Here is a 25,806-nt window from a genome sequence, read left to right as displayed (position 1 = left end):
GCAGAAAGGGGCTGGGCTGGGGCAGCAGCTCAAGCCCACCAGGGTTTGCTGCCATCTCAGAAGTCGGATTCTGTCCAGGTCACTGGAGCGAAGGTGAGCAGGTTGAGAGCTCTGGGTGTCGCTCGTGGATCTGTTCATGGCAGGCACGCCTGAACGAAACACGGGCCTGGAGTGATCCCGGCCCGTGCGAGGGAGCGTCTTAGTGACGCAGCTGGCTCCACGGAGCAGCCAGCGGCACCGGCTCAGTGATGGATCGACTGGGCGAGATTCAAAGTCTCACTAACCGATCGCTGGTGCACTCAGGGCAACGGGCTGGCTTTCCACTGCGGCAAGATCGAGCGGGAAGTTATGGGTATTGCGTTCGTGGATGGCCTCGATACCAAGACCGCCGCGGTTGAGGATATCGGCCCAGGTGTTGATCACATGGCCTTGATGGTCGAGCACTGAATGGTTGAAGTTGAAGCCGTTGACATTGAACGAGAAGCTGATCACGGCCAGGGTGGCAAACCAGATCCCCACCACAGGCCAGGCTGCCAGGAAGAAGTGGAGGCTGCGGCTGTTATTGAAGGAGGCGTACTGGAAGATCAGGCGGCCGAAGTAGCCATGGGCGGCCACAATGTTATAGGTCTCTTCTTCCTGACCGAACTTGTAGCCACGGTTCTGAGACTCGCTCTCGGTGGTTTCCCGCACCAGGGAACTGGTCACCAGGGAGCCATGCATGGCAGAGAACAGGCTGCCACCAAAGATGCCGGCCACGCCCAGCATGTGAAACGGATGCATGAGCACATTGTGCTCGGCTTGCAGCACCATCATGAAGTTGAAGGTGCCACTGATCCCCAGGGGCATGGGGTCTGAGAAGGAGCCTTGCCCGATGGCATACACCAGCAGCACGGCGGTGGCGGCACCCACGGGGGCGCTGTAGGCCACGGCAATCCAGGGGCGCATGCCCAGGCGGTAGCTCAGTTCCCACTCGCGGCCGAGATAGGCATAGATGCCGATCAGGAAGTGGAAAATGATCAATTGATAGGGGCCGCCGTTGTACAGCCACTCATCGAGGCTGCTGGCTTCCCAGATGGGGTAAAAGTGCAGACCGATCGCATTGGAGCTGGGCACCACCGCGGCCGTGATGATGTTGTTGCCGTAAAGCAGGCTGCCGGTCACGGGTTCGCGGATGCCGTCGATGTCGACGGGCGGAGCGGCGATGAAGGCAACGATGAAGCAGATGGCTGCCGCCAGCAGGGTGGGGATCATCAGCACACCGAACCAGCCGATATAGAGGCGGTTGCTGGTGCTGGTGATCCAGTCCTTGAAGGACTCCCACGGGCGGCTCCGGGATGGAGCGACTGAGGCAGACGTCATCGACACAGGAGCAAAGGGAGAATGGAAAGCGGAGGGGCCGGCCCTGCCGGGAGGGCGAGCCAGCCAGCATCCGTCTCTTCCTCATACAACACTAGCGTTGAAAGCGCTTTAACGGAGCAAAGGGGGATAAGTAGTTGTGCCTGAGTTTTTGGCGTGCTGCTGCGGCCCCTCTCTCCCCTTTGGGCTCTGTCTTTCTCAGCTGTCCACGCTCCATCCGAGTGGGGCCATGTCCCTGGACCAGGGGGCTGCCTTGTCGAGCAGACTGGACAATGGCGGTGACTTCCGTCGGGTTCACGTCCCGCCTGGGGCTGGCTGGTCTCAACTCCTTCGACCCGGTGCGTGCCAGGCATGAAACATTCCGAAGCTGCAGAGGCCTCTGCCCAGGGCGGGGCCCAACGTCGGCGCTTTGGTTCGGCTGGCGGATGTCATGGGCCGTCAACCAAGCCTCCAGGCTCCGCCTCCGTCACGGTGGCGTTGCTGGGCCTGCCCAACACCGGTAAGTCGACGCTCTACAGCCGGCTGACCGGTCGCCATGCCCATATCGCCAACTGGCCCGGGCTCACCGTTGATCTGCTCTGTGGCGATCTGCCGCCGGCCGCCGATGGTCGTCGGTTCGAGCTGGTCGACCTACCAGGTATCCACGACCTCAGTGGCTCCAGTGAAGACGAAGCAATCGTCCAGAGTTACCTGCGAACAACCCCGCCGGATCTGGCGCTGGTGGTGATCAACGCCAGTCAGATCAGCACCCAGATCGCCCTGGCCCTGCAGGTGCGAAGCCTGGGCGTTGCCACCGTGCTGGCGCTCAACATGAGTGATGAGGCCAGACGTTATGGCATCCGCATTGACCACGCTGCCCTGAGTCGGCGGCTGGAGATGCCGGTGCTGGCGATCAACGCCAAGAGTCGTGAGGGCCTGGAGGCGCTGCTCCACACTCTCCATACCGTCCAGGCGGATCCTTGCCCCACCATTGCGGCCGCTTCACCTGTCGATGAGGCGCTGGATCGGCAGGTGGCGGAGCTGCTTGCAGGTGTCGTGGTGATGCCGCCGGACAGGCGTGTGACGAGAAGCCGCGGCCTCGATCGGATTCTGCTCAATCCCCTGGTGGGCCCGCTGGTGTTCCTGGCGATTGTGCTGATCATGTTCCAGGGGCTCTACATCGTTGGTGGCAGCCTTCAGGAGGTTCTGGGGGTGATCTTCGATGCGATTGAGAACCACCTAATTGTTCCTCCCCTTGCGAACCTCGGCACCCCGGAGTTGCTGCAGGGCTTTCTGGTGGACGGCGTCTGGATGGGTGTCACCACCGTCGTCAGTTTCACGCCGCTGATCTTTGTCTTCTATCTGGTGATGGCTGTGGTGGAAGACTCGGGCTATCTTCCCCGGGCCGCCTTTCTGATGGATGGCTTCATGCACTGGCTCGGCCTGGATGGTCGCGCCTTCGTGCTGCAGGTGATGGGTTGCGGCTGCAATGTGCCGGCAATTCTAGGCACCCGCGTGATCCGCGATCGCGCCATGCGGTTGCTCACCATGCTGGTGATTCCGTTTGCCCTCTGCCAGGCGAGGCTCACCGTCTTCATCTTTCTGGCTGGAATCTTTTTCCCTAAACCCTGGTGGGCTCCTGGGCTTGTGGTCTTCGCCTTTTATCTGCTCAGTTTCCTGGCGGCGATCATCACAGGACTCCTGTTCAAGCGAGCTTACCGCAGTGATGAGGCTTTCGTGCTGGAACTGCCGCCTTATCGCCAGCCGAGCCTGGGCACGATTCTGCAACGGGCCTGGATGGAGATGCTCAACTTCGTCACCAGCACGCGCCTGTTCATCGTGATCGGTGCTGCGGCGGTGTGGTTGCTGACCAACCTTCCCCCGGCGGCGGCCTCCGGCAGTGGCGCCAGTCTGGCGAGTGCCATCGGTGGGCTCTTTCAACCGTTGCTGGGCCCGATCGGTATGACCCCGGATCTCACGGTGTCGTTGTTCTTCGGTTTCATCGCCAAGGAAATCCTGCTGGGGCCATGGCTGTGATCTACCGCACCAGCGAGAGCGGCCTGGGAACAGCGATCCAGAGCGCGATCACACCCTTGCAGGCGCTCAGTTTCATGACCTTCACCCTGCTCTACACCCCCTGCCTGTCAACGGTGGCGATTCAGCTGAAGGAATCGAAAAGCAGGATGTTTGCGCTCATGTCCGTGGGTTGGTCGCTGTCGCTGGCCTGGTTGATGGCTCTGCTGGTGTATCAGGCCGGCGGCTGGCTGCTGGCCTGAGCGGCTTCATCGGCGCAGACCTCCATCTGCCTGGCATGCTCCTGGCGCAGCATGAACTCGAACATGCCATGGGCGAGATGGAGAATCCCGCCAGGTCTGCCACGCCGGATCACTTCGAGGCGAACACCCGGTTTGATGCCCATCGCCTTCAACCGCTGGCAAAGCGCTGGATGGCCTGGCAGGGTCTGCAGGGTGACGTGGTCGCCGGCAGAGGCCTGGCTGAGGATCATGGCTGCGCGACTGCTCCGGGCGCTGAACAACTCTAGGTCCCGCATGGTGGATTCCTGGGCGAGCCTGCTCGGTTCAGCTGACTGGATGGTCGGCTGCCTCTGCAGGAGCCCGGGGCAGTGTGCTGATGGCGGCGATCATGTCGGGGATCAGCACCAGCTCCCGATCGGCCCCACCCTGCATCGGCACCAACAGCCTCAGGGGCAGGGCGGAACTGGGCCGTGGCATCAGCTCCGCCAGATCGAACTGAGCCGATCCATCGGGAATGGCCGTCTCCCCGGCGGGCACCATTTCCTGGCTTCGGTTGGGCAGCTCCCAGTGATTGCCCATGGTGTCCTCGATGGCGACAGAGCGGCCATGATCCGGATGCTGATCCGGGCCCAGGCCATTGAGCCGCAGTCGCCAGCCGGCCTCGAAATCCGGATCAGGCTGCTCGAACAGGCTGACCAGCCAGCGATCGCCGCTGGTGTCGCCCTGCGACCAGCGCTGAATATCGGCTGCAGCCTGAGCCGGTGGGGCAATCCCCAGCCCCAGGATCAGAAGGAAGGCAACAAGGCGGACCATCAGCAGGGCCTGCCAGCACCGGCGCCAGGATCGCCGCACTCCCAGATCTGGCCCGCAGGCGACCAGGACAGAGATTCTCATGACGGCAATTCCGCATCACGACTTCATCACGCTAGCGTTTTGAATGAATCCGGAGCTGATCGTGCGTCGCACCTGATCTTCGGAGTCGTGGTGGTCACAGCCCATCCCAGCTTCGTTCTGGCGGCTGAGCCAGGTTCTGCGCCTGTGGATTCAATCGCCCCTTTCAAAAGGGGAACGGCTGGCAGGTTCGCCAGACCTCCTGAGATTGCAGGGCTCGGCGATCTGCACGACCTCGACAATCTTTGCGGCATGGTCGCTGCCCATTGACCGGAGGGGAGTGCCGTTCTTCATTCATCTGGAGCATCAGAGGAAGGTGACAGCAATGCAGGACCACGTCGGTCCATTCCGTCTCCATAATTCTGTAGATCGGCTTGGTCTGGACGGTATTGCGGAGTGTGATGGGCTGTCGCCATCGGGATGATCCTGAGGGAACGATCGATTTCAGGGTCGATGTCGGCCAAGGGGATGATCAGGTTCGTTTCGCTGATGGCCTGACCGTGCCGGTGCAGACCTCCCGCGATCAGATCACGTTTGAGGAGAAGGAAACCAACAGTTTCCATCTCTCCGACAACGATACTGATGATGTTGCTGTTGGAGTTCCCAGTCCAGATGCTCGGGCCCTAGGAATCCCCTTTCGGGTTGCTCCCGTGGTGATTCATCTCGACCATCGCCACGACCTGAAGCACCGCACCACGATCGCCCGCCGTACCCTCAGTTTCGAGGACCATGAGCTGGTCAAGCCAGACGTCCTGGGAGCCCGATGGATGGATGGGCGTTGTCATGAAGTCCCGCCCCGCTGATCCGCAGCCGCAGCCGCAGCCGCAGCAGGCATTGTTGAGCAGCGTGGCGGAACTGGAGGATGTTCCTAGGTTGAGGCGGTGACTGATCCCGCTCCCGACCCTGCGTCTCAGGCCCGGGCTCTGTCGCTGCTGGCGGAGATGAGCCTGGCCGAGAAGCTGCATCTGCTCGACGGCGACACCCCGTTCTGGGCCGGCATGGTGGACATCGCCACCCGGGATGCCTCCCATCGCCATCCCTGGCCCACCGGTTGCCTGCCGAGGCTGGGCCTGAAGGGGCTGCAGTTTGTCGATGGTCCCCGCGGTGTGGTGCTCGAAGGGGGTGCCACCACCTTTCCGGTACCGATCGCCCGCGGTGCCACCTGGGATCCCGAGCTGGAGGAGAGGATCGGCGAGGCGATCGCCCGCGAGGCCCGCAGCTTCGGGGCCGACTGGGTGGCCGCCGTGTGCGTCAACCTGCTGCGCCATCCCGGCTGGGGCCGGGCCCAGGAGACCTATGGCGAAGACCCGGTGCATCTGGGTGCCATGGGAGCAGCGATGACCCGCGGTCTGCAGCGCCACGCCATCGCCTGCGTCAAGCACTTTGCGCTCAACTCGATCGACAGCTCCCGCTTCCTGGTGGACGTTCGTGCCTCGCAGCGGGTGCTGCATGAGCTCTACCTCCCCCACTTCCGCGACTGTGTCAAGGCCGGCGCCGGCTCGGTGATGAGCGCCTACAACCGGGTCAACGGCGAATGGTGCGGACAGCATCCCCAGCTGCTGCAGGACATCCTCAAGACCCGCTGGGACTTTGGGGGATTTGTCGTCACCGATTTCATCTTCGGTGTGCGGGATGGGGTGCGGGCTCTGCTGGCGGGCCAGGACCTGGAGATGCCGTTCCGGATGATCTTCGAGGGCAGCCTCAGCGAGGCGGTGGCGGATGGGCGCCTGCCGATCCACCGCATTGACGAGGCAGTGCTGCGGCTCTTGCAGGCCCAGCTCACGGTTCCTCCAGGCTCCTATCCGATGTCCCTGCGCCACGGCGCCGACCATCGGCAACTGGCCCGGGAGGCGGCCACCAAGTCGATCGTGCTGCTGAAGAACGAAGGATCGGTGCTGCCCCTGCGGGGTCTGCACTCCCTGGCCGTGATCGGTCCGTATCTGGCGGTGGCGAACCTGGGCGATCGGGGTTCCTCGGACACCCGGCCCGAGCCGGGATCGGTGGTCACACCCCTGGCGGGCCTGCAGGCCGCCGCCCCAGAGCTGCGGCTGGAGGTTGCCGATGGCGCCGACCTCAGGGCGGCCACCGCCCTGGCCGCCGAGTGCGACGCGGCCCTGCTGGTGCTGGGGCTGGACTGGCGCCTGGAGGGAGAGCACATCCATCCCGGCGACATTGCCCCGATCCTGCAGCAGGTCCCCCCGCCCGATGGCCTGCTGCGCCTGGGGCGGAGCCGGGTGTTGCCGCTCTGGCGACCCGTGGCCCGCCTGATCGCCTGGATCACCAGCTACGGCTCGGCCAGGCGGGGCGGCGACTTCGCCGCGGGAGATCGCACCGGGCTGGATCTGCCGCCTGAGCAGGTGGCGCTGATCGAGGCGGTGGCCGCCGCCAATCCACGCACCGTGGTGGTGCTGATGGGTGGTGGCGCCATCCTCACCGAGGGGTGGCACGACCGGGTGCCCGGCCTGCTGCTGCTCTGGTACCCGGGGCAGCGGGGCGGCGAGGCTCTGGCCGACGTGCTGCTGGGCCGGGTCTCCCCATCCGGGCGCCTCCCCTTCACGATCCCCACCAATGCGGCGCATCTGCCGCCCTTCGAGCCCCGCGCTCAGCAGGTCACCTACGACCTGTGGCATGGCTACCGCCGCCTGCGGCGTGAGGGCCATCGCGCTGCCTATCCCTTCGGCTACGGACTCTCCTACAGCCGTTTCGAGCTGGCAGACCTCACAGCCGCGATCGAGCCGCAGGCCGGGGAGGAGGGCGAGCTGGTGGTGGAGGTCACGGTGCGCAATGGGGGCGCGATGGAGGCCGATGAGGTGGTTCAGGTCTACCTGGAGCCGCCCGGCCGGCAGGTGGAACGCCCCGCTCGGGTGCTGGTGGGCTTCCAGAGGGCCAGCATGGCGATGGCAGAGCAGAGGCGCCTCGTGCTGCGGATCCCGCTGCGGCGGCTTGCCTACTTCGAGGAATCCAGCGATGGCTTCGTGCTCGAACCTGGCCTGCACCGGCTGGTGGTGGCGCGCCATGCCGAAGACGCTGGACTTGCCCTGGAGTTGCAGGTCGAAGGCCGCATCCTGGGCCGCTGACGCCAGCAGCCTCAGGCTGTTCTGGCTCGGTCGCGGGTGCTGAAGGTGCGGCCCTTCCAGCTGACGCGACCGCGCTCGAGGTTGAGAATCGCCAGCACGAAGACGCCGATGAAGAACAGAACGGGGATCGGGAACACGAGGTTGATCCAGCCGAAACGACCCACCCGGCGGGTGATCAGCAGCAGCTGCAGCGCGTAGGCCCCGTACACCACGGCATTGGGCAGCAGGGCCGGATCGCCCACCATCGGCCAGCCCAGCAGGGAGGCCGGCAGGCACCAGGCGGCCCAGAACAGCCCCGACAGCCACAACAGCACAGCCAGCATCCAGGGCCAGCGCACCTCGCCAGCGGCGGTGGCGAAGTTCTTGCCGAAGCCCGTCACCATGTCGCGCAGACCACCGGGATACATGCGGTAGTCGATCGCGCCGAGGCCGAGGAAGGCGCTCACCTGCAGGCCCGCCTGTTCATAGCAGTGGCCTAGAAACCAGTCTTCCACCACCTTCCCCGCCACGGCGGCATGGCCGCCGCTGCGGTCGTAGTCGATGCGGCTGGTCACCAGCGCCGGACCGAAGGCGACGCCACTGCCCTGGCCCAGGGGCACGGCCATCAGCCCCACCAGATTGAACAGCACCGAGAGCTGTTCATAGGGCTTCTCCGTGCGGTGGTAGGGCTGCACGGACACCAGTCCACCCAGGGTCTGGTGCTTCGCCAGCAGCCGTTCGAGGAAGCTCGGCAGGGGCTCGGTGTCGGCATCCAGGAACACGAGCACCTCGCCGTGGCTGGCTCGTACGCCGTTGTGCAAGGCCCAGGTCTTGCCGCACCAACCCTGCGGCAGCGGCGGCGGTTGCATGACGGTGATCGGCAGCTCCTGGGCACACTCCATGGCGATCGAGGCGGTGCGATCGGTGGAGTGGTCGTCGATCACGATCACCTCCAGCGGCCGTACGCTCTGGCGGTTCAGGGCGGCCAGCAGGTTGGGCAGGGTGGTCTCCTCATTGCGGGCCGGGATCAGCACCGAGACCCGCGGCACCTGACTGAGGGAGGCCTCCGGCAGCAGGGGCATGCGCAGGGAGAGGAACCAGCCCAGCAGCCAGCGCACCAACAACGAGATACCGAGCAAGTCGATCAAAGGCCTGCCTGCCGGATCACCCCAACGCTATGCGGCTTCCCCTGGGGGGCCAGTAGGGATCCCCGTTCAGGGCCGCAGCAGCTCCTGGGCCAGGGGCCGGATCGAGGCGGGGTCACGCAGGATCTGGGGATGGGTCCAGACCGGCAGCATGGTGCGCTCTCCCACCGGCAGCACGGCACGCCATCCCGGCAGCACGGCCAGATCGATGGCGGAGTAGAAGCTGTGGCAATCGATCCCGCGCAGGGCGTCCTGATCGCTGTTGAGCTGCTGTAACAGGGGGCTGCCCATCTTCAGATCGGCGATGCCGGCCACCAGCTGGCGGGGCCACAGCTCGGCCGTGAGCGTGCCCTGCTGCGGGCTGCCGACGCTGATGAACCGCCGGGTGCGCCGATAGCCCCCCAGCAGCTGGATCCAGGTGCGGGCGATCACACCACCGATCGAGAACCCCAGCAGATCGATGGGCTGATCCAGCCCGAAGGCCGCCTCGATGTGGCTGCCGAGCAGAACGGCTGCCTCTTCGATCGGTGTGCGGCCCAAGCGCAACGGCAGATCGGGGATCAGCAGCGGATGGCGGCGGTCCCCCAGCTCCCGTTTCAACCGATCAAAGACCTGCGGGCTGTCCAGCAGCCCATGCACCAGCACCAGGGGAGGGGCCGACGGCGCCGGAGCATCGGACGCGGGCGGTGTGGCGGCGACGGCGGGTGCAGGAGAGGGAGGAGAAATCGTGGGTGCCCCGCAAGCGTCTGGAAAAAATTCAACGGCATTCCTCCGATTTGCAGAAGAGCCGACCGGGAGTGGAAACCGGCACGGCGTCGCGTGATCCCCGCTCGATCCAGGGCCTTGAGCAAGGACTGCTCCTGCAGAGGCAGCTAGAGCAGTGCCCGTCCCAGCCGCCATGCTTGTGGTACCCGGGTCTGGCTTGTGATGCCAGCGTTTGCCAGTGAAGGACTGGCGGGTGCAGGTAGCGTGCGAAAAACTGGGGAGAATCCGGTCGTCTGCCCCATGGCGCCACTGCGTTGCCACCTGCTGATCGGTCCACCCGCCAGTGGCAAGACCACCCTGGCGCGAGCCCTGGCTCCCCTGCTCAGCGGCCCCGGACAGCCGCCCGCGGTGGTGCTCTCCACGGATGCGATCCGCGCCGAGGTGTTCGGCGATGCGGCCGTTCAGGGGCCCTGGGGCGACATCCAGCAACGCCTGCACCAGCGCCTGCAGGAGGCGGTGGCCAACGGCAGCCCGGTGATCGTGGATGCCACCCATGCCAGGCGGGCCTGGCGGCTGGCAATCACCCAGGCCCTGTCGCTGCCGGTGGCCGTGGAGTGGATCGGCTGGTGGCTCCATACGCCCCTGCCCACCTGCCTGGAGTGGAACCAGCGACGCGAGCGCCCCGTGCCGGTGCCGGTGATTCAGGAGATGGCCGCCGCCCTGGCCGATTCCCATGCCGGCCCGCAGCGCAGCGAGGGCTTTGCGGCGATCTGCGCCCTGGTGCCCAGCCACCATGACGATCTGGTGCCGGTGCTGCAGAGCGAACTGGCCGGTCTCGTCAAGCGGATTCGATCGTCCCGCAATCGCGAGAATCGGCTGCAGCGACACGGGTACTCGCGCCTGCTCGATCTGGAGCGGCTGCTTCACCTGATTCGCCTGCTGGTCTCCTTCCCCGATCTCGAGGCCTCCGATCCGGGGACGCGGGAGGAACTGGAAGCCTGGGTGTCACCACCGCCGCAAGGGGACCTGGCCGAACGGGCCGCAGCCTATCTGCGCCGTCTGCATGGCGACTGCTACGCCGATGCCGCAGCCCTCCGCCGTGACCTGCTCTGGCTCGAGCAGAACGGCTTCACCAGTGCTGTGGCGGTCGATGCACCGATCCAGCTGCTGGAGCCGGGACCGGCGGATCAGCCGCTGCGGCGCCCGGCTGTGCCGGCCAGTGGGGGTGTGCACGGTGGCTCGCCGCCCATGGCCGATGGCCCGGTGTTCCTGCGGGTGATGACCCTGCTGCGCCACATGTTGCAAGCCCCCTTCGATCGGGCGGGGGAAAAGGGGAGCAATCTGCACCAGCACCTGATCGCCCAGATCGAAGCGATTCCCGGCGCCTATCTCCGCGGCGAAAGCGCCACCCTGCGCAAGGACATCGAAAAGATCCTCACCCCCTACGGCTTCCGCTCCCGCAACGACAACGTCCGCCATGGCTACTGCCTCGGCACCGCCATCCTCTCGGCGGCGCGGCTGCGGGAGGTGCACGACGTGGTGCGCCAGGCCGCCGGGCGACTCGCTGATCCCTCGGCCCAGGAGCTGCTGACCGAACTGGATGAACGGCTGGGCTGGGCGGGACTCGACATCAGCGAAGCCCTGCCGGTGCGCAGCTATGCCCGCCACTCCATCCTCGAAGCCGCCCTTGTTCGCAGGGAGTCGCTCGCTGCACCCCGGCAGGCCGAGCGGATCGAGACGGCGATCCTGGAACACCGGCGGGTGTGCCTGGAGCGGTTCGCCTCCGCCGGCAGTTTTCCAGAAAGCCCTCAAGGGATTCTGAGGGTGTGGCCGCTCCAGTTGATCTTCCACAACATCGGTTGGTATCTCCTCTACGAGGACGACCAGGTGGGGCAGGCGGAGGGATTGATCCGCAGCGAGCGGCTCGATCGACTGGCTCGGACCCGCAGCGAGGGGCGGTTGCGCCGCAGTCCTGAGGAGCATCGCCGCTCCCTGCAACGGGTCGAGCGCCTGCTGCACCATTGCGGCGGCATCTACTTCGGCGAGGAGCTGGCGCCGCAGCTCGCCATCGCCAGCAGCTCAGCGCGGCTGCGCGACACGGCCCTGGAGACCCTGCGCTTCTCCTGTACCGCTTCGGCTTTCGCCTTCATTCGCGAGGGGGTGGCGCGCTACCCGATCGAGCACACCCGCTTCTCCCTTCCCCTGGCGGGTGATCGCTGGTGGCGCCACCCCAAGGCGCCCCATGTGCTGAGGCCGAATGCAAAAGACGACAGCCATCCCTATCCGGTGGAGCTGGACCTGCCCAGCTGGACGGTGGCCCGTGATGTGGACCTGCGCAACTGGCTGTTCGGCTTCGGAGGCGAGCTTCGCATCGAGGCACCCGATGGGATGCGTCAGGAGTTGCTGCGGCATGTTCGAGCTGCCCTTGCGGTCTATGGGGAGACGGACGCCGCGCCGCCGCGCAAGGCCGCTGGGGCCGCCGAGCCCAGCAGGCGGCAACCGGAAGCACCGCAGTTTTTCTTCTCCAATCGATGCCTCAGGGACTGAAGCCAGGTGCGGATCGTGAGTCTCTGCCCTGGCCCCACGACAGACCGATCGTCGCGCGCCACGTCAGCGTTGCGTCGATCGCGTGGTTCTGCATGGCGCGTGGTTCAGGCCTGCTGCGCTGCAGTCGGTGCCATCAGCTGTCGCCTCCGTCCAGGCGATCAACATGAACGCTCTGCGTTTCTGGGTGTACAGCAGGCCCAAACTGATTGTAAATCGCCACATCGGCGGCATCGCGGCCATAGCCGATCACCACATAGCCACCACGAAGCTCGGTCTGCGTGGCATCAAAGGTATACCAACGCCCTGCAACGTAGGCTTCAAACCAGGCGTGCAGGTCCATGGGCCTGAGCCCATAAAGATATCCAGCCACCAATCGTGCTGGGATGCTCAGGCTGCGGCAAAGAGCAATACCAAGGTGAGCTAGATCGCGACAGACTCCCGATCCTTTTGCATGGACTTCCGTGGCCGATAGGGGAATGTAATTGATGCCTGGTTCATAACGAATTGTGCTGCGCAACCAGCTTTCAATTGCCTTGACCTGGTCGTAGCCGAGTCGTTGTCCGGCTACAATGTCTGCGGCCATGAGGCCGAATCGGTCGGATTCGCAATAGCGACTTGGCAACAGGTAGCTGAGCACGTTTTCGGGAAGATTCTCGATGGTGACAATGGGCGCTCCCGGCGCCTGGTCAACGTGGTCAGCGGTCAGCACTTCGGATGTGGTGTGAATGGCAAGCGGGCCCGGGAGGGCAACCAGTCGCTGGCAGAGATTGCCGTAACCATCCGTGTACTCGAATACGGGGATGTAGGGATTTAATCTGTATTCTTCCCGAGCGATCCATTGCTGAGCGCCACTGCGCAATCGCAGCATCAGAATGAAGGGGGTTGGCGCTGTGATAGTGAAGGTTAAACTACAGCCTGTGCGCAGCCACATGTGGCAGGCTCACCAGCGAAATCCTCTCTCAATCTAGCGGCTCAGATCCTGCTGCAAAGCCGTGCAGCTCTGTCTGCAGGCCTGTGTGCGCGTCTGCTGTCGATGCGGTACGGCATTTGATTCAGATCGGCAGCCTGTGTCAGAGATGTGCCGGCAGCGTCAGTGTCCCCAGCGCGGCGGAACCTGAAATCCGCCATCAGTCTTGCAATCATCAGCCCTTCAGCCGCAATCCCTTCACCAGGGGTGCCGCCAGCATCAGCATCAGGCTGCGGCTTTCCAGCGGAGCCCCGGACGGGCTCCACCGCTCCGGACGGGCAGGCAGATCCAGGCCCGCAGGCAGGGCCGTATCGATGATCCGCATCCAGCCGGCGGGGCAGGGCGGCAGGTCGAAATGCATCGCCTTGCCATAGGCATTCATGCCGCACCACAGCAGGGCGCCATGGTGGGGATCGTGCAGGCTCCAGGCCAGGGTGTGGGACCAGCTGGCCCAGTCGGGCTTGCGCAGCTCAACCCCGTGCCACTCCCGCCACAGATGGGAAGGTTCCGAACCGGGCGCTTCTTCCACCAGGCCATCGAGAAAGGGCGCTTCCGGGTTGAGCAGGGCCGCCAGATGGCGACGCAGGGTGAGCAGTCGAATCACATAGGTGCGCAGGGCCAGGTCTTCGGCATCGGGCTGCCAGTGCATCCATCCGAGCGGATTGTCCTGGCACCAGGTGTTGTTATTGCCCCCCTGGCTGCGGCGCACCTCGTCGCCCATCAGCAGCATCGGCACCCCTGGCGCCAATAACAGCGAGGCCAGCAGATTCCTGATCTGGCGATCCCGCAGGACGCTGATGGCGTTGTCGGTGCTGGGCCCCTCCACCCCGTGATTCCAGCTGTTGTTGTGGTTATCGCCGTCGCGGTTGTCCTCGCCGTTGGCGAGGTTGTGCTTGCCGTTGAAACTGACCAGATCAGCCAGGGTGAAGCCGTCGTGGGCGGTGAGGAAGGTGATGCACTGGCCCGGACGCACCGGCGCAGCGGTGAACAGATCGGGACTGCCGCTGAGCCGCTGCCCCACCGGCCAGCAGGTGCGATCGTCTCCCTTCCAGAAGCGGCGCAGGTCATCGCGAAAGCGGCCGTTCCAGGTGGCCACTCGCCGGGCGGGGAAGTCGGCCAGGCGATAGAGGCCGCCACAATCCCAGGGTTCGCTGATCATCTTCAGATCACTCAGCTCCGGATCGGCCTCCATGGCCTCGAACAGGGGAGGATCATTGAGGGGGGCCAGCTGCTCGCCGCGGCTCAGGGCGATGCCCAGATCGAAGCGGAAGCCGTCGATGCCCAGCTCCACCGCCCAGCAACGCAGGGATTCCAGGATCAGGCGCCGAACCAGGGGCCGGTTGGCAGCGATCGTGTTGCCGCAGCCACTGACGTCGAGATAGTCGCCGCGCTCGTTCTGCTGGTAATACAGGCGATCGCCAAAGCCCCGCCAGCTGAGGGTGGGGCCGGCCTGGTTCCCCTCGGTGGTGTGGTTGTACACCACATCCAGGAGCACCTCCAGACCCGCCTGATGACAGGCCATCACCAGCTGCCGCATCTGCTCACGGGCCTGCAGCGGGTCGTCCCCCTGCAGGTAGGCGGGATGGGGCGCCATCCAGCTCAGGGGGCTGTAGCCCCAGTGGTTCAGGCGACCGGGTGGCGCATCCTGGGGATCGAAGGCCATCACGGGCAGCAGTTCGATCGTGGTCACCCCCAGCTCCCGCAGATAGGGGATGGTGTCGATCAGCCCCAACAGGGTGCCCTGGCGTTCGGCCGCCACCGGAACGCCGCCCCCCTGGGTGAAGCCGCCCACATGCAGCTCGTAGATCACCGTGGACTGCCAGCTGTGGCGAGGACGCGGAGCGACGACGAAATCGAAGCGATCCCGCTCCGTCACCACGCCCTTGAGACAGCAGGCGGTGTTGGGCACGCTGCCCACGGCCGTACCGCGCCGATAGCTCTGCCAGCCGGCGATCGCCCGCGCGCAGGGATCGAGCAGCACCTTGGAGGGGTTGAAGCCGTGGCCGCCCGGCTGGATCGGTCCGAAGACCCGGTAGGCGTAACAGCAGCCGATCCCGACACCCTCCACCTCCACATGCCAGTGGTCGCCGGAGCGATGGCGGTGGTCGAGCTCAATCACCCGATCCGGCTCGCTGGCCTCTCCATGGGGGAACAGGAGCAGCTCAAGCCGCGTGGCCGCGGGGGCGGCCACAGAAAAATTCACGCCATGGCTGGTGGTCGCGGCTCCCAGGGGCCAGGGATGACCGATCCGGATTGAAGACAACGACCCGGCCTTGGGCGTGATCAGGCTAAGGCAGACCCTGCCACACGCCACGGGCACCGCCACTGCAGCACCGGCGGCAGGACCGGATTCAATGGAGAGCCCATTGCCATGGCCATCCTGTCCGCACCTCCGATCGATCCGGGCCGTCCTCCCCTGGCTGTGCTTCCCGGACTCTGGTGCTTTGCGCCCAATCGCGACTGCCAGGGAGGCACCGCCTGGCTGCTCGCCCTGGCGGATGGCGATCTGCTGGTGGACTGCCCCGCCCTCAGCGAGGCCAATCTCACCTTTCTGGAGGCACGGCCGGCCCTGGGCCGGATCGTGCTCACCAGCCGCGAGGGCCATGGCCGGGTGCGGCGGCTGCAGGAACGGCTGGGCTGGCCCGTGCTGGTGCAGGAACAGGAGTCTTACCTCCTGCCCAACCTGCAGGACCGGGTCGACTGGGGGGAGGAGGCCGAGCCGGCCCCGGGGCTGCGGCTGCTCTGGACCCCCGGCCCTACCCCAGGCTCCTGCGTGATTCACGTCCAGGCGCCAGCAGCGGCGGGGCTCGACATCCTGTTCTGCGGCAGGCTGCTGGGGCCCACGGCACCGGGGCGGCTGGTACCGCTGCGCACTCCCCGCACCTTCCACTGGCCGCGGCAGCAGCGCAGTCTGGTGCGGCTTCGCCAGTGGCTACCGCCGGCCTCACCCCAGTGGATCGCCTGCGGCGGCGGGCTTGGTGCCCTGCGGGGCGACAAACTGTTGGCCGGCGGCAGTTCCCTGATCAGCGAACTTGCCGAACAGGTCGCTACAGCGGCTTGACGGGGGTATCCCCACTCTCCAGACTGGCCGAGATCCCTTGCGGCAAGCCGTCTGTCGAGTTGCCGACCGGGATCAGTGCCCATACCATTGGCGCGCCCCACCCAAAAACGGCGGTCGGAACCCGCGCCGATCAGCCAGCCCTCCACCGCCGACCTGAGATTTTTCACCGTCCGATGAACAAAGCAGACCTCGTCAACCTCGTGGCAGCCCGCACGGAGCAGACCAAGACCGATGTGGCCCAGGTGGTCGACGCCCTGATCGACACCATCATCGATTCGGTGGTGGAAGACAAGAAGGTGTCGATCCTTGGATTCGGCTCCTTCGAAGCCCGCAAGCGCTCGGAACGGCAGGGACTCAACCCCAAGACCGGCGAGAAGATCAAGATCCCGGCCAAGAAGGTTCCTGCCTTCACGGCCGGCAAGATGTTCAAGGACCGCGTTCAGGGCTGAGTCCCCGATTCATCCCCCTGGATCAGGTGCGGTCCTGCAGGGCCGCTTTTTTTCTCGCTGAAGCCCACGTTTCTCCGTGCCCTCCCTTGCGTTGCCCCGCCATCTGCAGGCGCAGCTCGAGCAGGGGATGGAGCTGCGTTCGCGCAGCCGCTACCGCGGTCGTTACGCCCCCTCGCCCACCGGCCCACTGCACCGGGGCAATCTGCGCACGGCTCTGCTGAGCTGGCTCGATGCCCGCCTGGCCGGCGGGGAATGGTTGCTGCGACTCGACGATCTCGACACGCCGCGCAACCGAGCCGGAGCTGAAGACGGGATCCTGGCTGATCTTCGCTGGCTGGAGCTGGACTGGGACGGGCCGGTGATTCGCCAGAGCGAACGCCGCGGCCTCTACGCCAGCGTGCTCTCAGCCCTGCGCCGGGCCGGGCGTCTCTACCCCTGCCGCTGCAGCCGCCGTCTGCTGGCGGACATCTCCGCGCCCCATGGCCAGCCGGCGGTGTATCCGGGGTACTGCAGGGAGCGGCTGCCCCAATGGGGCTTCCTCCAGGAGCGGCTGCCCAGCTGGCGGTTGCGGCTGGCGGAGGGGGCGCTGCTGTGGCCGGAGCGCCGTGGGGCTCCCGGCCGGCTGGATGCTGCCACCGAGGTGGGGGATGTGGTGCTGCGGCGCTCCGATGGTTTCGTGGCCTATCACCTCGCCACGGCCGTGGATGAGCTGCTGTTCGGCGTCACCGATGTGGTGCGGGGCGAGGACCTTCGCTGGGCCAGTGGTGCCCAGGTGGCGGTGATGGCTGAACTGGGGGCCACGCCACCCCGCTACTGCCATCTGCCGCTCTGGCGCGACGGGCAGGGCCGGCGGCTGAGCAAACGGGAGGGAGCCGAGGGAGCGGCGGGCCTGCGTCAGCAGGGTCTTGATGGGCCGGCGGCGATCGGGCTCCTGGCCGCGAGCCTGGGGCTGGTACCGGATGGCAGCCGGATCAGCAGCGCCGAGTTGCTCAGTGAGCTGTTGCGTCAGCTGAGCAGGCAGGAGCCGCGTGCCGATGACCTGGCCTCAGACCTTAAGGAAGGTTTCGGGATCAGAACAACCAAAATCGCCCACAGTTGAAGCATCTCGGCGGCTGGCTCTGCAGCTCTGCTCCGCCGCCACCGAATCGACGAGGACCGGAGATGCAAAGCCCAAGACCCCATGCAGCCATCGGAGCCGATGCCGAAGCCAGCACGGCTGTGATGGCCAGTGGCAAGGGCTACAGCAGCGTGTCAACCCAATGCCGCCAATGCGGCGGCAGCGGCATCCTGCGCCACGGCGATCAACAGTTCCGCACCTGTCTCGACTGCCTCGGGCAGGGCCAGCTCAGGACCACAGAACAGGGCAACACGCTGCGGAGGCTGATCGAAGGGTCCTGGAGCGGCCCGCTGTCACGGGGGCTTTCGGACCACATCACCGTTGTGACGAACGCTTCTGCTTCCAGATGAAGAAGCCGGCCGTGCCCACCACGATCGCCAGAGGAGCTGCGGTGAGCAGCAGCAGGGCCACGGCTGTCCAGTCGGTGTACATGTCCGGTGGGATCAACGCCTGGCCATCATCCCAGCCGGTCTGCGCCATTCCACACTGATGACATCCGTCCCGTTCGAGCTTCCGATGGACAGGCTGTCCCTGCGCGTTCTCTCTTTGGGTGAACAGCCTCTGCGAGCTCTGTCTCTGCGGGTACTGATCCGGGGGCTTGCCCCTGCCGCCGCCCTCGCCCTGATCGGCGCGGGTGCGGGCCAGGCCGGCGTGGTGTTCCAGAACTGTGTGCAGGATGCCGATGGCGGCATCACCTGCGACACCCGGCCCACCGGCAACACCCTGATGGACGACGAAGCCGCTCGCTTCGGCCTGTTCGACGAAGCCAGCCCGGGATGGAACGAGTTCGATCCCTACCAGGGGTACGACGACATGTTCGGCGGCAACGAAACCTGAGAGCGGCTCGCTGACAGCGGCGGCTGACCTGGCTAAAGCAGACGCAGGGATCAGCCGCCTGCCCGTCGTGCCTGAACGTTCCAGCGGCGATGCCCAGCGGGGGGAACGCCATGAGCCGTGAGCCCGTCGTGCTGCGCTGCTGCAGTGCCAGCAGCTGCCGCAGCGCCGGCAGTGAACGGCTGAGCAGGGCCTTGCTTGCGGCCCGCGCCAACGGCGAAGCCGGTGAGGCCGCCGTGCTGATCCGAGCGGTGGGCTGCCTGAGACTCTGCGGCCGCGGGCCGCTGGTGGCCCGCGACGGGCCTCGCGGAACGGAGCTCTTCGGCGGCCTCGGCACCGAGCAGGCCGCCGATCTGCTCGCGGGTTGTCAGGCCCGCCTGGAGCCCCATCGCATCGATCTGGATCAACTCACTTTCCAGCTGCAGGAGCCCGATGTTGACGGGCAGAATTCGGCTGTGATGGACGGCGGGGAACCTGCTGTCGGCTGGATGACAGAGCCGCACCATCGCGAGCGCCTGCCATGACCGACCCAGTGGGCCGCACCCCCGGCCATGGCCAGGGCAGAAGCACCGACCCCACCTACGACATCCTGCGCAGCGAGAGGCAGCCGCTCGGGGCCCTGTTCAGGCCAGGCTGCGTGGCTGTGATCGGTGCCAGCGAGCGGCCCGGCAGCGTGGGCCGCACCCTGCTCTGGAACCTGATCCGCTCGCCCTTCGGCGGCACGGTCTATCCGGTCAATCCGCGGCGCCACAGCGTGCTGGGAGTGCGCTGCAGCGCCAGCGTGGCGGAGATTCCCGAGCCGGTGGATCTGGCCCTGATCGCCACGCCGGCCGCCACCGTGCCCCAGCGGCTGGCGGAGTGCGCCGCCGCCGGGGTGAAGGCGGTGATTGTGATCTCCGCGGGCTTCCGGGAGGTGGGGCCCGCAGGGCTTGCGCTGGAGAACCAGCTGCGCGAGACGCTGCGCGGCTCCGGGTTGCGGCTGCTCGGCCCCAACTGCCTGGGGCTGATGAACCCCCGCCTGGGGCTCAATGCCACCTTCGCCTCCGGCATGGCGGCGCCAGGCCATGTGGGCTTCCTGAGCCAGTCCGGGGCGATCTGCACCGCGGTGCTCGACTGGAGCCATCAGCAGGGGGTGGGCTTCAGCGCCTTCGTGTCGATGGGCTCGATGCTGGATGTGGGCTGGGGCGATCTGATCACCTATCTGGGTGACGATCCCGCCACGCGCAGCATCGTGATCTACATGGAGGCGATCGGCGATGCCCGCGCCTTCCTCTCGGCTGCGCGCGAGGTGGCGCTGACCAAACCGATCGTGCTGATCAAGGGCGGGCGCAGTGCCGAGGCGGCGCGGGCGGCGGCCTCCCACACCGGGGCCCTGGCGGGCAGCGACGTGGTGCTGGAGGCAGCGCTGCGGCGCTGCGGCGTGCTGCGGGTGGATCGCCTCTCGGACCTGTTCGACCTGGCCGGTGTGCTGGCCAAACAGCCCCGACGCCCCAGCGGCCGGCGCCTGGCGATCGTCACCAATGCCGGCGGCCCGGGGGTGCTCGCCACCGATGCCCTGGTGCTCAGCGGCGGCCAGCTGGCCCAGCTCTCGAACGAGAGCCTCACTGCCCTCGATGCGGTGTTGCCGGCCCAGTGGAGCCATGGCAACCCCATTGACATCCTCGGCGATGCCGATCCGGAGCGCTACGCCCGCACCATCGAGATCGCCCTGGCCGATCCCGGCAGCGATGGCCTGCTGGTGATCCTCACACCCCAGGCGATGACCGATCCCACCACCACGGCCCAGCGCCTGCGGCAGCTGGCCGAGGCCAGCAGCAAGCCCCTGCTGGCCAGCTGGATGGGGGGCGACGAGGTGGCCCGTGGGGTGGCGATTCTCAATGCCGCCGGGATCGCCACCAACTCCTACCCCGACGCCGCGGCCCGTCTGTTCATCGCCCTCTGGACCTTCAGCTACAACCTGCGCGGTCTGTACGAGACCCCCGCCCTGCTGCCTGAGGCCGATGAGGGTGCCGGCGCAAGAGCGCCGGACGACCATGCCACCGGTCGCCGCGTGCTGGAGCGAGCCCTGGATGAGGGCCGTGAGCTGCTGAGCGAGACGGAGGCCAAGCAGGTGCTGGCGGGCTACGGCATTCCGGTGCTGGACACCCGCCTGGCCCGCAGCGCCAGCCAGGCCCGCGCCGCCGCCGAGGCCATCGGCTTCCCCGTGGTGCTGAAGCTCAACAGCCGCACCATCACCCACAAGAGCGATGTGGGTGGTGTGTGGCTGGATCTCGCCAGCGGCGAGGCGGTGGAGGCGGCCTTCGCCGCCATGGCCAGCCGGATCCCGGAGCAGTGCGGGCCGGAAGCTTTCGATGGGGTGTCGGTGCAGCCGATGCTGCAGCGGCAGGGGGGCCTGGAGCTGATCGTGGGCAGCAGTCTCGATCCCCAGTTCGGGCCGGTGATCCTGTTCGGCAGCGGCGGCACCCTGGTGGAGATGTACCGCGACAGCGCCGTGGCTCTGCCGCCCCTGAACACCACCCTGGCGCGGCGGTTGATGGAGCAGACCCGCGTCTACCACGCCCTGCAGGGGGTGCGCGGCGGCCCGCCAGCCGATCTGGAGGAGCTGGAGCGGCTGTTGGTGCGGCTCAGCCAACTGGTACTGGAGCAGCCCGCCATCCGCGAGATCGACATCAATCCGCTGCTGGTGCGGCCCGGCGATCCGGTGCGGCCCCTGGTGGCTGTTGATGCGCGCATTCTGATCCAGCCGGTGGCGGGCGCCACCTGTCCCCTGCCCCGACCGGCCATTCGCCCGTACCCCAGCCAGTACGTGCACCACTGGCGTCTGCAGGACGGCAGTCCGGTGACCATCCGCCCGATCCGGCCCGAGGACGAACCCCTGCTGGTGGCCTTCCACCGCACCCTTTCGGAAGAGAGCGTCTACTACCGCTACTTCCACATGATGTCGCTGAGCCACCGCATCACCCACGAGCGGCTGCTGCGCATCTGCTTCACCGACTACGACCGGGAGCTGGCCCTGGTGGTGGACCGGCGCGACCCCGATTCCGGCGAGCACCGGGTTCTGGCGGTGGGGCGGCTCAGCCGGATGCATGGCTCCAATGACGCCGAGTTCTCGATGCTGATCAGCGACCCGTATCAGAGGCAGGGTCTGGGAACCGAGCTGCTGGCCCAGCTGCTGCGCAGCGGCCGCGATGAAGGTGTCGACCGGGTGACGGCCGAGATCCTGCACGAGAACGGCGCCATGCAACGGGTGTGCAGCAAGCTCGGGTTCAGCCTGCGCTCCACCCCCGAGGTGATGGAGGCCTGGATCGATCTGGCCAGCGCCGCGCTTCCCGGTGATGCGGTGCAGGCTGATCAGGTCTCCAGCAAGGTCTCAACGTGAGCGGCGGCGCCGCCCGCCAGGCCCTGCAGCGCGTAGCCCCCCTCCAGCACGGACACCAGCCGGCCATCGGCGTGTTCGCTGGCGATGTCCAGGCAGAGCTGGGTGAGGGCGCCATAGTCGCTGTCCTCGAGCCGGAAGCTGCCCAGGGGATCGTCCCGGTGGCTGTCGAAGCCGGCCGACACCAGCACCAACTGGGGCCGGAACCGCTCGGCGGCGGGCCGCAGCACGGCGGTCAGGGCCGTGAGCACCGCCGGGCCGTCACTGCCGCCGGGCAGGGGGCAGTTGAGGGTGAAGCCCAGGCCCGGACCCTCCCCCCGTTCCGTGGCGGCGCCGCTGCCGGGGTAGTTGCCCCATTCATGCACGCTGGCGAAGAGCACGCTGGAATCGCGCCAGAAGATCGCCTGGGTGCCGTTGCCGTGGTGCAGGTCCCAGTCGATGATCAGCACCCGCTCCAGGCCATGCACCACCTGGGCATGGCGGGCGCCCAGGGCCACGTTGTTGAAGATGCAGAACCCCATGCCCCGATCGGCCTCGGCATGGTGACCGGGGGGGCGCACCAGGGCGAAGGCGTGGTTCACCTGGCCGCTGAGCACCGCCTCCACCGCTGCCAGGGTGCCGCCGGCCGCCAGCCTGGCCACATCTTCCGACGCGTCACAGATGGTGGTGTCGCCGGTGGAGAGTTGCCTGGCGTCGTAAGCCACATCGCGGCGCACCGTCTCCAGATAGCGGACCGTGTGGCAACGCTGAAGCTCCAGGTCCGTGGCGGGCCGGGCCCGGATCAGCTGGCAGCGCTGCCGCAGGCCGCGGCGCTGCAGTTCGGTTTCGATCGCCTCCAGCCGCCGCGGGCTCTCGGGGTGGCCGCTGCCCGTCTCGTGCAGCCGGAAGGCCGGATCGATCACCAGTCCCGTGGCGCCCATCGCTGACGGCCTCCAGGCCAGACTTCCACCACATTCGCTGACAGCCGTGCCGGCGCTGGCTAGGCCGGTGGCAAGACCGCGCCTGTCGCGTCAGCCCATGACCGCGCCGCTCTCCGCGCCACCATCAGCGCTCCGCCGGGCGGATCTGCTCCCCAAGGCGGTTCTCCCTGCCGAGACTGTTCTGCCTGCTGAGGCAGTTCTGCCTGCCGAGGCGGTGGAGCGCACCTCGCGGCTGATTCGTCAGCACCGTGGCCGCTCCGATGCCCTGATCGAGGTGCTGCACCAGGTGCAGGAGCTCTACGGCTATCTGCCGCCGGGGGCCCTGGCCCAGGTGGCGCGGGAGCTGAAGCTGCCCCTGGCCCGGGTGTTCGGGGTGGCGAGCTTCTACCACCTGTTCCGGCTCGAGGCCCCCACCGCACACCGCTGCGCCGTGTGCCTGGGCACCGCCTGCTTCGTCAAGGGAGGTGGGGAGCTGGCGGCACGGCTGGAGCGGCGGCTGGGGCTTCGGCTCGATGATGCTGCCGGCAACGGCACCTGGGCCCTGGAACACGTCAGCTGCCTGGGGGCTTGCGGCCAGGCGCCTGTGCTGGTGGTGGATGGCCACCTGGAGGCCCGCCTGCCGGTGGACGATCCGGCGGCCCTGGATGCACGCCTGGGCGCCCTGGGGCTCTCGGCAGACGACGCTTCCGGCGCCGATGCCAGGGCAGACGGCAGGGCAGACGGCAGTGGAACCGGGGCACGCTGATGGCTTCCTCTCCCCGGATGCAACTGCGCTGCTGCGGCGCCAGCGGCTGCCGGTCCGCCGGTGCCGAGGCCGTGCGGGCGGCCCTGCTTTCCGCCCGCGACCAGCTCGGCGGCGCCGCCGAGGCGGTGTCGATCAAGCCGGTGGGCTGCTTGCGACTCTGCGGCCGCGGTCCGCTGGTGGCCCTGGACCGTCCCGAGCCGAGCGGCGCGGAACCGGCCTGCCGCACCGAGCTCTATGCCGAGCTCAGGCCCGAGCAGGCCTTCGACCTGCTGGCCCGGGCCACCGGCAGGGGTGATGCCCTGGCAGCCCAGCGCCTCGACTCCGACCATCCCTTCTTCGCCCTGCAGAAGGCGGTGGTGCTGGAGGGCTGCGGTGTGGTCGATCCCGAATCGATCGACGATGCCCTCAACCACGGCACCTACGCCCAGCTGCGACGGGTGCTGCTGGACTTCAGCCCCGAGCAGGTGCGCGAGCAGGTGAAGCGCAGCGGTCTGCGCGGCCGCGGCGGTGCCGGCTATCCCACCGGCCTGAAGTGGGACACCGTGGCCCTGCAGCCGCCTGGCCCCCGCTATGTGGTGTGCAACGCCGATGAGGGCGACCCCGGCGCCTTCATGGATCGCAGCGTGCTGGAGAGCGATCCCCATCGGCTGATCGAGGGGCTGGCGATCGCCGCCTACGCCGTGGGCGCCGAGCAGGGCTATGTGTATGTGCGAGCTGAATATCCGCTGGCGGTCGAGCGCCTGCGCCTGGCCCTCAGGCAGGCCCGCGCCAAGGGGCTGCTGGGGGCTGGCATCGCTGGCAGCGGCTTCCATCTGCGGCTGGAGGTACGGGTCGGTGCCGGCGCCTACGTGTGCGGGGAGGAAACGGCACTGCTGGCCTCGATCCAGGGTCAGCGCGGCACGCCCCGGCCGCGCCCCCCCTTCCCCGCCCAGTCGGGCCTGTGGGGTGCCCCGACCCTGATCAACAACGTGGAGACCCTGGCCTCGATTCCGGTGATCCTGCGGGAGGGGGGCGACTGGTACGCGGCCATCGGCACCGAGGGGAGCAAGGGCACGAAGGTGTTCGCCCTCTCCGGTGCCGTGCAGCGCACAGGCCTGGTGGAAGTGCCGATGGGCACCACGCTGCGCACGGTGGTGCAGACCATCGGCGGCGGCGTGCCCGGTGGGGAAGGTCCAGACAAGGGGGTCAAAGCGGTGCAGACCGGCGGTCCTTCCGGTGGCTGCATTCCGGCCCACCTCCTCGACACGCCGGTGGATTACGAGAGCCTGCGGGCCCTCGGCTCGATGATGGGCTCGGGCGGCCTGGTGGTGATGGGCGAAAGCACCTCGATGCCGGAGGTGGCCCGCCACTTCATGCGCTTCAGCGTCAACGAGAGCTGCGGCAAGTGCGTGCCCTGCCGTGCCGGCACCGTGCAGCTGGCCCAGATGCTGGATCGCTTCGTGGAGCGGCGGGCATCCCTGGTCGACCTGGAGCGCCTCGAGGAGCTCTGCAGGATGGTGGGCGCCACCAGCCTCTGCGGTCTCGGCCAGGCGGCGCCCAACCCGGTGCTCAGCACCCTGCGCTACTTCCGCCAGGAATATCAGGCGGCCTGCCGGGATCCGGACCAGTGCGAACCCTTCGATGCCTGCCTGCTCAAGGAGGGGACCCGATGAGCGTGCACACCCTCACGGTGGATGGCGAAGAGGTGGCCGTACCCGCTGGGGCCACGCTGCTCGATGCGGTGCGCGCCGCTGGCGCCGAGCTCCCAACCCTCTGCCATCTCGATGGCCTCACCCCGGTGGGCGCCTGCCGCCTCTGCCTGGTGGAGCTGGAGGGCAGCGGCAAGCTGCAGCCGGCCTGTGCCACCGCCGCCGGCGAAGGCATGGCGGTGCTCACCCAGACGCCCCAGCTGCAGGCCTACCGGCGCATGGCGGTGGAGCTGTTCTTCGCCGAGGGCAACCACGTTTGCGCCTTCTGCGTGGCCAACGGCAACTGCGAGCTGCAGGACGTGGCGGTGGCCGTGGGCATGGATCACTCCCGCTTCCCGTATCAATACCCCCAGCGCCGGGTGGACGCCTCCCACCCCCACTTCGCGATCGACCACCACCGCTGCATCCTCTGCACCCGCTGCATGCGGGTGTGCGATGAGATCGAGGGCGCCCACGTGTGGGACGTGGCCAACCGCGGCGGTGAGTGCTCGATCATCGCCGGCCTCGATCAGCCCTGGGGCGAGGTGCAGGCCTGCACCTCCTGCGGCAAGTGCGTCGACGTGTGCCCCACCGGCGCCATCTTCCGGAAGGACGACACCACCGCCGAGAAGCAGACGCACCGGGAGCGGCCCCAGCTGCTGCGCGATGCCAGGGAGAAGCGCCAGTGGCAGAACCAGTGACCGCCCCCAAGTTGAGATTCGCCACCGTGTGGCTG

General features: G+C 67.2%; 24 protein-coding genes. 14 read left to right on the top strand and 10 right to left on the bottom strand.

Translation table 11 applies throughout. The annotated features are described in order from the left end of the window. Positions 1-279: 279 nt before the first annotated feature. Positions 280-1,359: a photosystem II q(b) protein gene (gene psbA / locus H8F24_RS11615; protein WP_197154007.1), complete on the bottom strand. Its 1,080-nt coding sequence runs from the start codon at positions 1,357-1,359 to the stop codon at positions 280-282. Between the two features lie 348 nt (positions 1,360-1,707). On the opposite strand from psbA, the gene H8F24_RS11610 reads away from it, so the two are divergent. Beyond that, positions 1,708-3,372, top strand: coding sequence for a ferrous iron transporter B (locus tag H8F24_RS11610; RefSeq protein WP_231597777.1), 1,665 nt, complete (start codon positions 1,708-1,710; stop codon positions 3,370-3,372). Then, the gene (locus H8F24_RS19470) at positions 3,363-3,611 is read left to right on the top strand and encodes a nucleoside recognition domain-containing protein (protein ID WP_231597776.1); all 249 of its coding nucleotides are present in this window, start codon (positions 3,363-3,365) and stop codon (positions 3,609-3,611) included. Before H8F24_RS11610 ends, H8F24_RS19470 begins: the two co-directional genes overlap by 10 nt. Here the strand turns inward: H8F24_RS19470 and H8F24_RS11605 are convergent. The 3 genes from H8F24_RS11605 to H8F24_RS11595 all read right to left on the bottom strand — a co-directional run bounded on the left by H8F24_RS11605 (position 3,584) and on the right by H8F24_RS11595 (position 5,044). Then, positions 3,584-3,841, bottom strand: a complete 258-nt coding sequence (locus H8F24_RS11605) for a FeoA family protein (RefSeq protein ID WP_197154005.1) — start codon at positions 3,839-3,841, stop codon at positions 3,584-3,586. The two genes, H8F24_RS19470 and H8F24_RS11605, sit on opposite strands and share 28 nt — an antisense overlap. Positions 3,842-3,914: 73 nt before the next feature. Then, the gene (locus H8F24_RS11600; RefSeq protein ID WP_231597775.1) at positions 3,915-4,484 is read right to left on the bottom strand and encodes a DUF3122 domain-containing protein; all 570 of its coding nucleotides are present in this window, start codon (positions 4,482-4,484) and stop codon (positions 3,915-3,917) included. Between the two features lie 287 nt (positions 4,485-4,771). Further along, a complete protein-coding gene (locus tag H8F24_RS11595) occupies positions 4,772-5,044 on the bottom strand; it encodes a hypothetical protein (protein WP_197169735.1) in 273 nt (90 codons plus the stop codon). 87 nt (positions 5,045-5,131) lie between these two features. On the opposite strand from H8F24_RS11595, the gene H8F24_RS11590 reads away from it, so the two are divergent. After that, positions 5,132-5,284, top strand: coding sequence for a hypothetical protein (locus H8F24_RS11590; RefSeq protein ID WP_231597774.1), 153 nt, complete (start codon positions 5,132-5,134; stop codon positions 5,282-5,284). 78 nt (positions 5,285-5,362) lie between these two features. Continuing rightward, positions 5,363-7,558 carry a beta-glucosidase gene (locus tag H8F24_RS11585; RefSeq protein ID WP_231597773.1) on the top strand — a complete coding sequence of 732 codons (2,196 nt, stop codon included), beginning with the start codon at positions 5,363-5,365 and terminating at the stop codon, positions 7,556-7,558. A gap of 11 nt (positions 7,559-7,569) precedes the next feature. Here H8F24_RS11585 and H8F24_RS11580 read toward each other — a convergent pair whose 3' ends face one another. Together H8F24_RS11580 and H8F24_RS11575 are read right to left on the bottom strand one after the other, a co-directional pair. After that, complete coding sequence (locus H8F24_RS11580; protein ID WP_231597772.1) at positions 7,570-8,676, bottom strand: glycosyltransferase family 2 protein; 1,107 nt, start codon at positions 8,674-8,676, stop codon at positions 7,570-7,572. Between the two features lie 75 nt (positions 8,677-8,751). Beyond that, on the bottom strand, positions 8,752-9,321 hold the full coding sequence (locus H8F24_RS11575) for a triacylglycerol lipase (protein ID WP_231598279.1): 570 nt from the start codon (positions 9,319-9,321) through the stop codon (positions 8,752-8,754). 366 nt (positions 9,322-9,687) lie between these two features. Between H8F24_RS11575 and H8F24_RS11570 the strand changes: the two genes are divergently transcribed. Continuing rightward, complete coding sequence (locus H8F24_RS11570) at positions 9,688-11,934, top strand: AAA family ATPase (RefSeq protein ID WP_197169732.1); 2,247 nt, start codon at positions 9,688-9,690, stop codon at positions 11,932-11,934. Between the two features lie 133 nt (positions 11,935-12,067). Here the strand turns inward: H8F24_RS11570 and H8F24_RS11565 are convergent, their stop codons facing one another. Both H8F24_RS11565 and H8F24_RS11560 read right to left on the bottom strand, forming a co-directional pair. After that, positions 12,068-12,865, bottom strand: coding sequence for a transglutaminase family protein (locus tag H8F24_RS11565; RefSeq protein ID WP_197169731.1), 798 nt, complete (start codon positions 12,863-12,865; stop codon positions 12,068-12,070). A 211-nt stretch (positions 12,866-13,076) separates the two neighbouring features. Continuing rightward, on the bottom strand, positions 13,077-15,164 hold the full coding sequence (locus tag H8F24_RS11560) for a glycogen-debranching protein (protein WP_197169730.1): 2,088 nt from the start codon (positions 15,162-15,164) through the stop codon (positions 13,077-13,079). A 108-nt stretch (positions 15,165-15,272) separates the two neighbouring features. Here H8F24_RS11560 and H8F24_RS11555 point away from each other — a divergent pair, with 108 nt between their 5' ends. From H8F24_RS11555 to gluQRS, 3 genes are all read left to right on the top strand, one after another. Further along, positions 15,273-15,962, top strand: coding sequence for an MBL fold metallo-hydrolase (locus H8F24_RS11555; RefSeq protein WP_197169729.1), 690 nt, complete (start codon positions 15,273-15,275; stop codon positions 15,960-15,962). Between the two features lie 173 nt (positions 15,963-16,135). Beyond that, positions 16,136-16,411, top strand: coding sequence for an HU family DNA-binding protein (locus H8F24_RS11550; protein WP_197153997.1), 276 nt, complete (start codon positions 16,136-16,138; stop codon positions 16,409-16,411). 127 nt (positions 16,412-16,538) lie between these two features. Beyond that, positions 16,539-17,510, top strand: a complete 972-nt coding sequence (gene gluQRS / locus H8F24_RS11545) for a tRNA glutamyl-Q(34) synthetase GluQRS (protein ID WP_197172252.1) — start codon at positions 16,539-16,541, stop codon at positions 17,508-17,510. A gap of 333 nt (positions 17,511-17,843) precedes the next feature. On the opposite strand, the gene H8F24_RS11540 is transcribed toward gluQRS, so the two are convergent. Continuing rightward, positions 17,844-18,008, bottom strand: coding sequence for a hypothetical protein (locus H8F24_RS11540; protein ID WP_197159363.1), 165 nt, complete (start codon positions 18,006-18,008; stop codon positions 17,844-17,846). A gap of 36 nt (positions 18,009-18,044) precedes the next feature. On the opposite strand from H8F24_RS11540, the gene H8F24_RS11535 reads away from it, so the two are divergent. The 3 genes from H8F24_RS11535 to H8F24_RS11525 all read left to right on the top strand — a co-directional run bounded on the left by H8F24_RS11535 (position 18,045) and on the right by H8F24_RS11525 (position 21,741). Further along, positions 18,045-18,365, top strand: a complete 321-nt coding sequence (locus H8F24_RS11535) for a lactate dehydrogenase (RefSeq protein WP_231597771.1) — start codon at positions 18,045-18,047, stop codon at positions 18,363-18,365. 110 nt (positions 18,366-18,475) lie between these two features. Next, positions 18,476-18,886, top strand: a complete 411-nt coding sequence (locus tag H8F24_RS11530; RefSeq protein WP_197169728.1) for a (2Fe-2S) ferredoxin domain-containing protein — start codon at positions 18,476-18,478, stop codon at positions 18,884-18,886. Continuing rightward, positions 18,883-21,741 (top strand): GNAT family N-acetyltransferase, encoded by a 2,859-nt coding sequence (locus H8F24_RS11525; RefSeq protein ID WP_197169727.1) that lies wholly within the window; start codon positions 18,883-18,885, stop codon positions 21,739-21,741. Before H8F24_RS11530 ends, H8F24_RS11525 begins: the two co-directional genes overlap by 4 nt. On the opposite strand, the gene H8F24_RS11520 is transcribed toward H8F24_RS11525, so the two are convergent. Further along, the gene (locus tag H8F24_RS11520; RefSeq protein WP_197169726.1) at positions 21,714-22,658 is read right to left on the bottom strand and encodes a histone deacetylase; all 945 of its coding nucleotides are present in this window, start codon (positions 22,656-22,658) and stop codon (positions 21,714-21,716) included. The genes H8F24_RS11525 and H8F24_RS11520 overlap by 28 nt on opposite strands. Before the next feature lie 97 nt (positions 22,659-22,755). Between H8F24_RS11520 and H8F24_RS11515 the strand changes: the two genes are divergently transcribed. The 3 genes from H8F24_RS11515 to hoxU are packed head-to-tail and all read left to right on the top strand — an operon-like array spanning position 22,756 to position 25,771. Then, positions 22,756-23,403 carry an NAD(P)H-dependent oxidoreductase subunit E gene (locus tag H8F24_RS11515; protein ID WP_197172249.1) on the top strand — a complete coding sequence of 216 codons (648 nt, stop codon included), beginning with the start codon at positions 22,756-22,758 and terminating at the stop codon, positions 23,401-23,403. Continuing rightward, positions 23,403-25,055, top strand: coding sequence for an NADH-quinone oxidoreductase subunit NuoF (nuoF, locus tag H8F24_RS11510; protein ID WP_197169725.1), 1,653 nt, complete (start codon positions 23,403-23,405; stop codon positions 25,053-25,055). Before H8F24_RS11515 ends, nuoF begins: the two co-directional genes overlap by 1 nt. After that, a complete protein-coding gene (hoxU, locus tag H8F24_RS11505) occupies positions 25,052-25,771 on the top strand; it encodes a bidirectional hydrogenase complex protein HoxU (protein WP_197169724.1) in 720 nt (239 codons plus the stop codon). Before nuoF ends, hoxU begins: the two co-directional genes overlap by 4 nt. The last annotated feature ends 35 nt before the right edge of the window (positions 25,772-25,806 follow it).

Source organism: Synechococcus sp. CBW1002 (assembly GCF_015840915.1).
In the GTDB taxonomy this organism is placed as follows: domain Bacteria; phylum Cyanobacteriota; class Cyanobacteriia; order PCC-6307; family Cyanobiaceae; genus CBW1002.
Note: the sequence above shows the minus strand (reverse complement) of the source record. Positions and strands in the feature narration are given on the sequence as shown.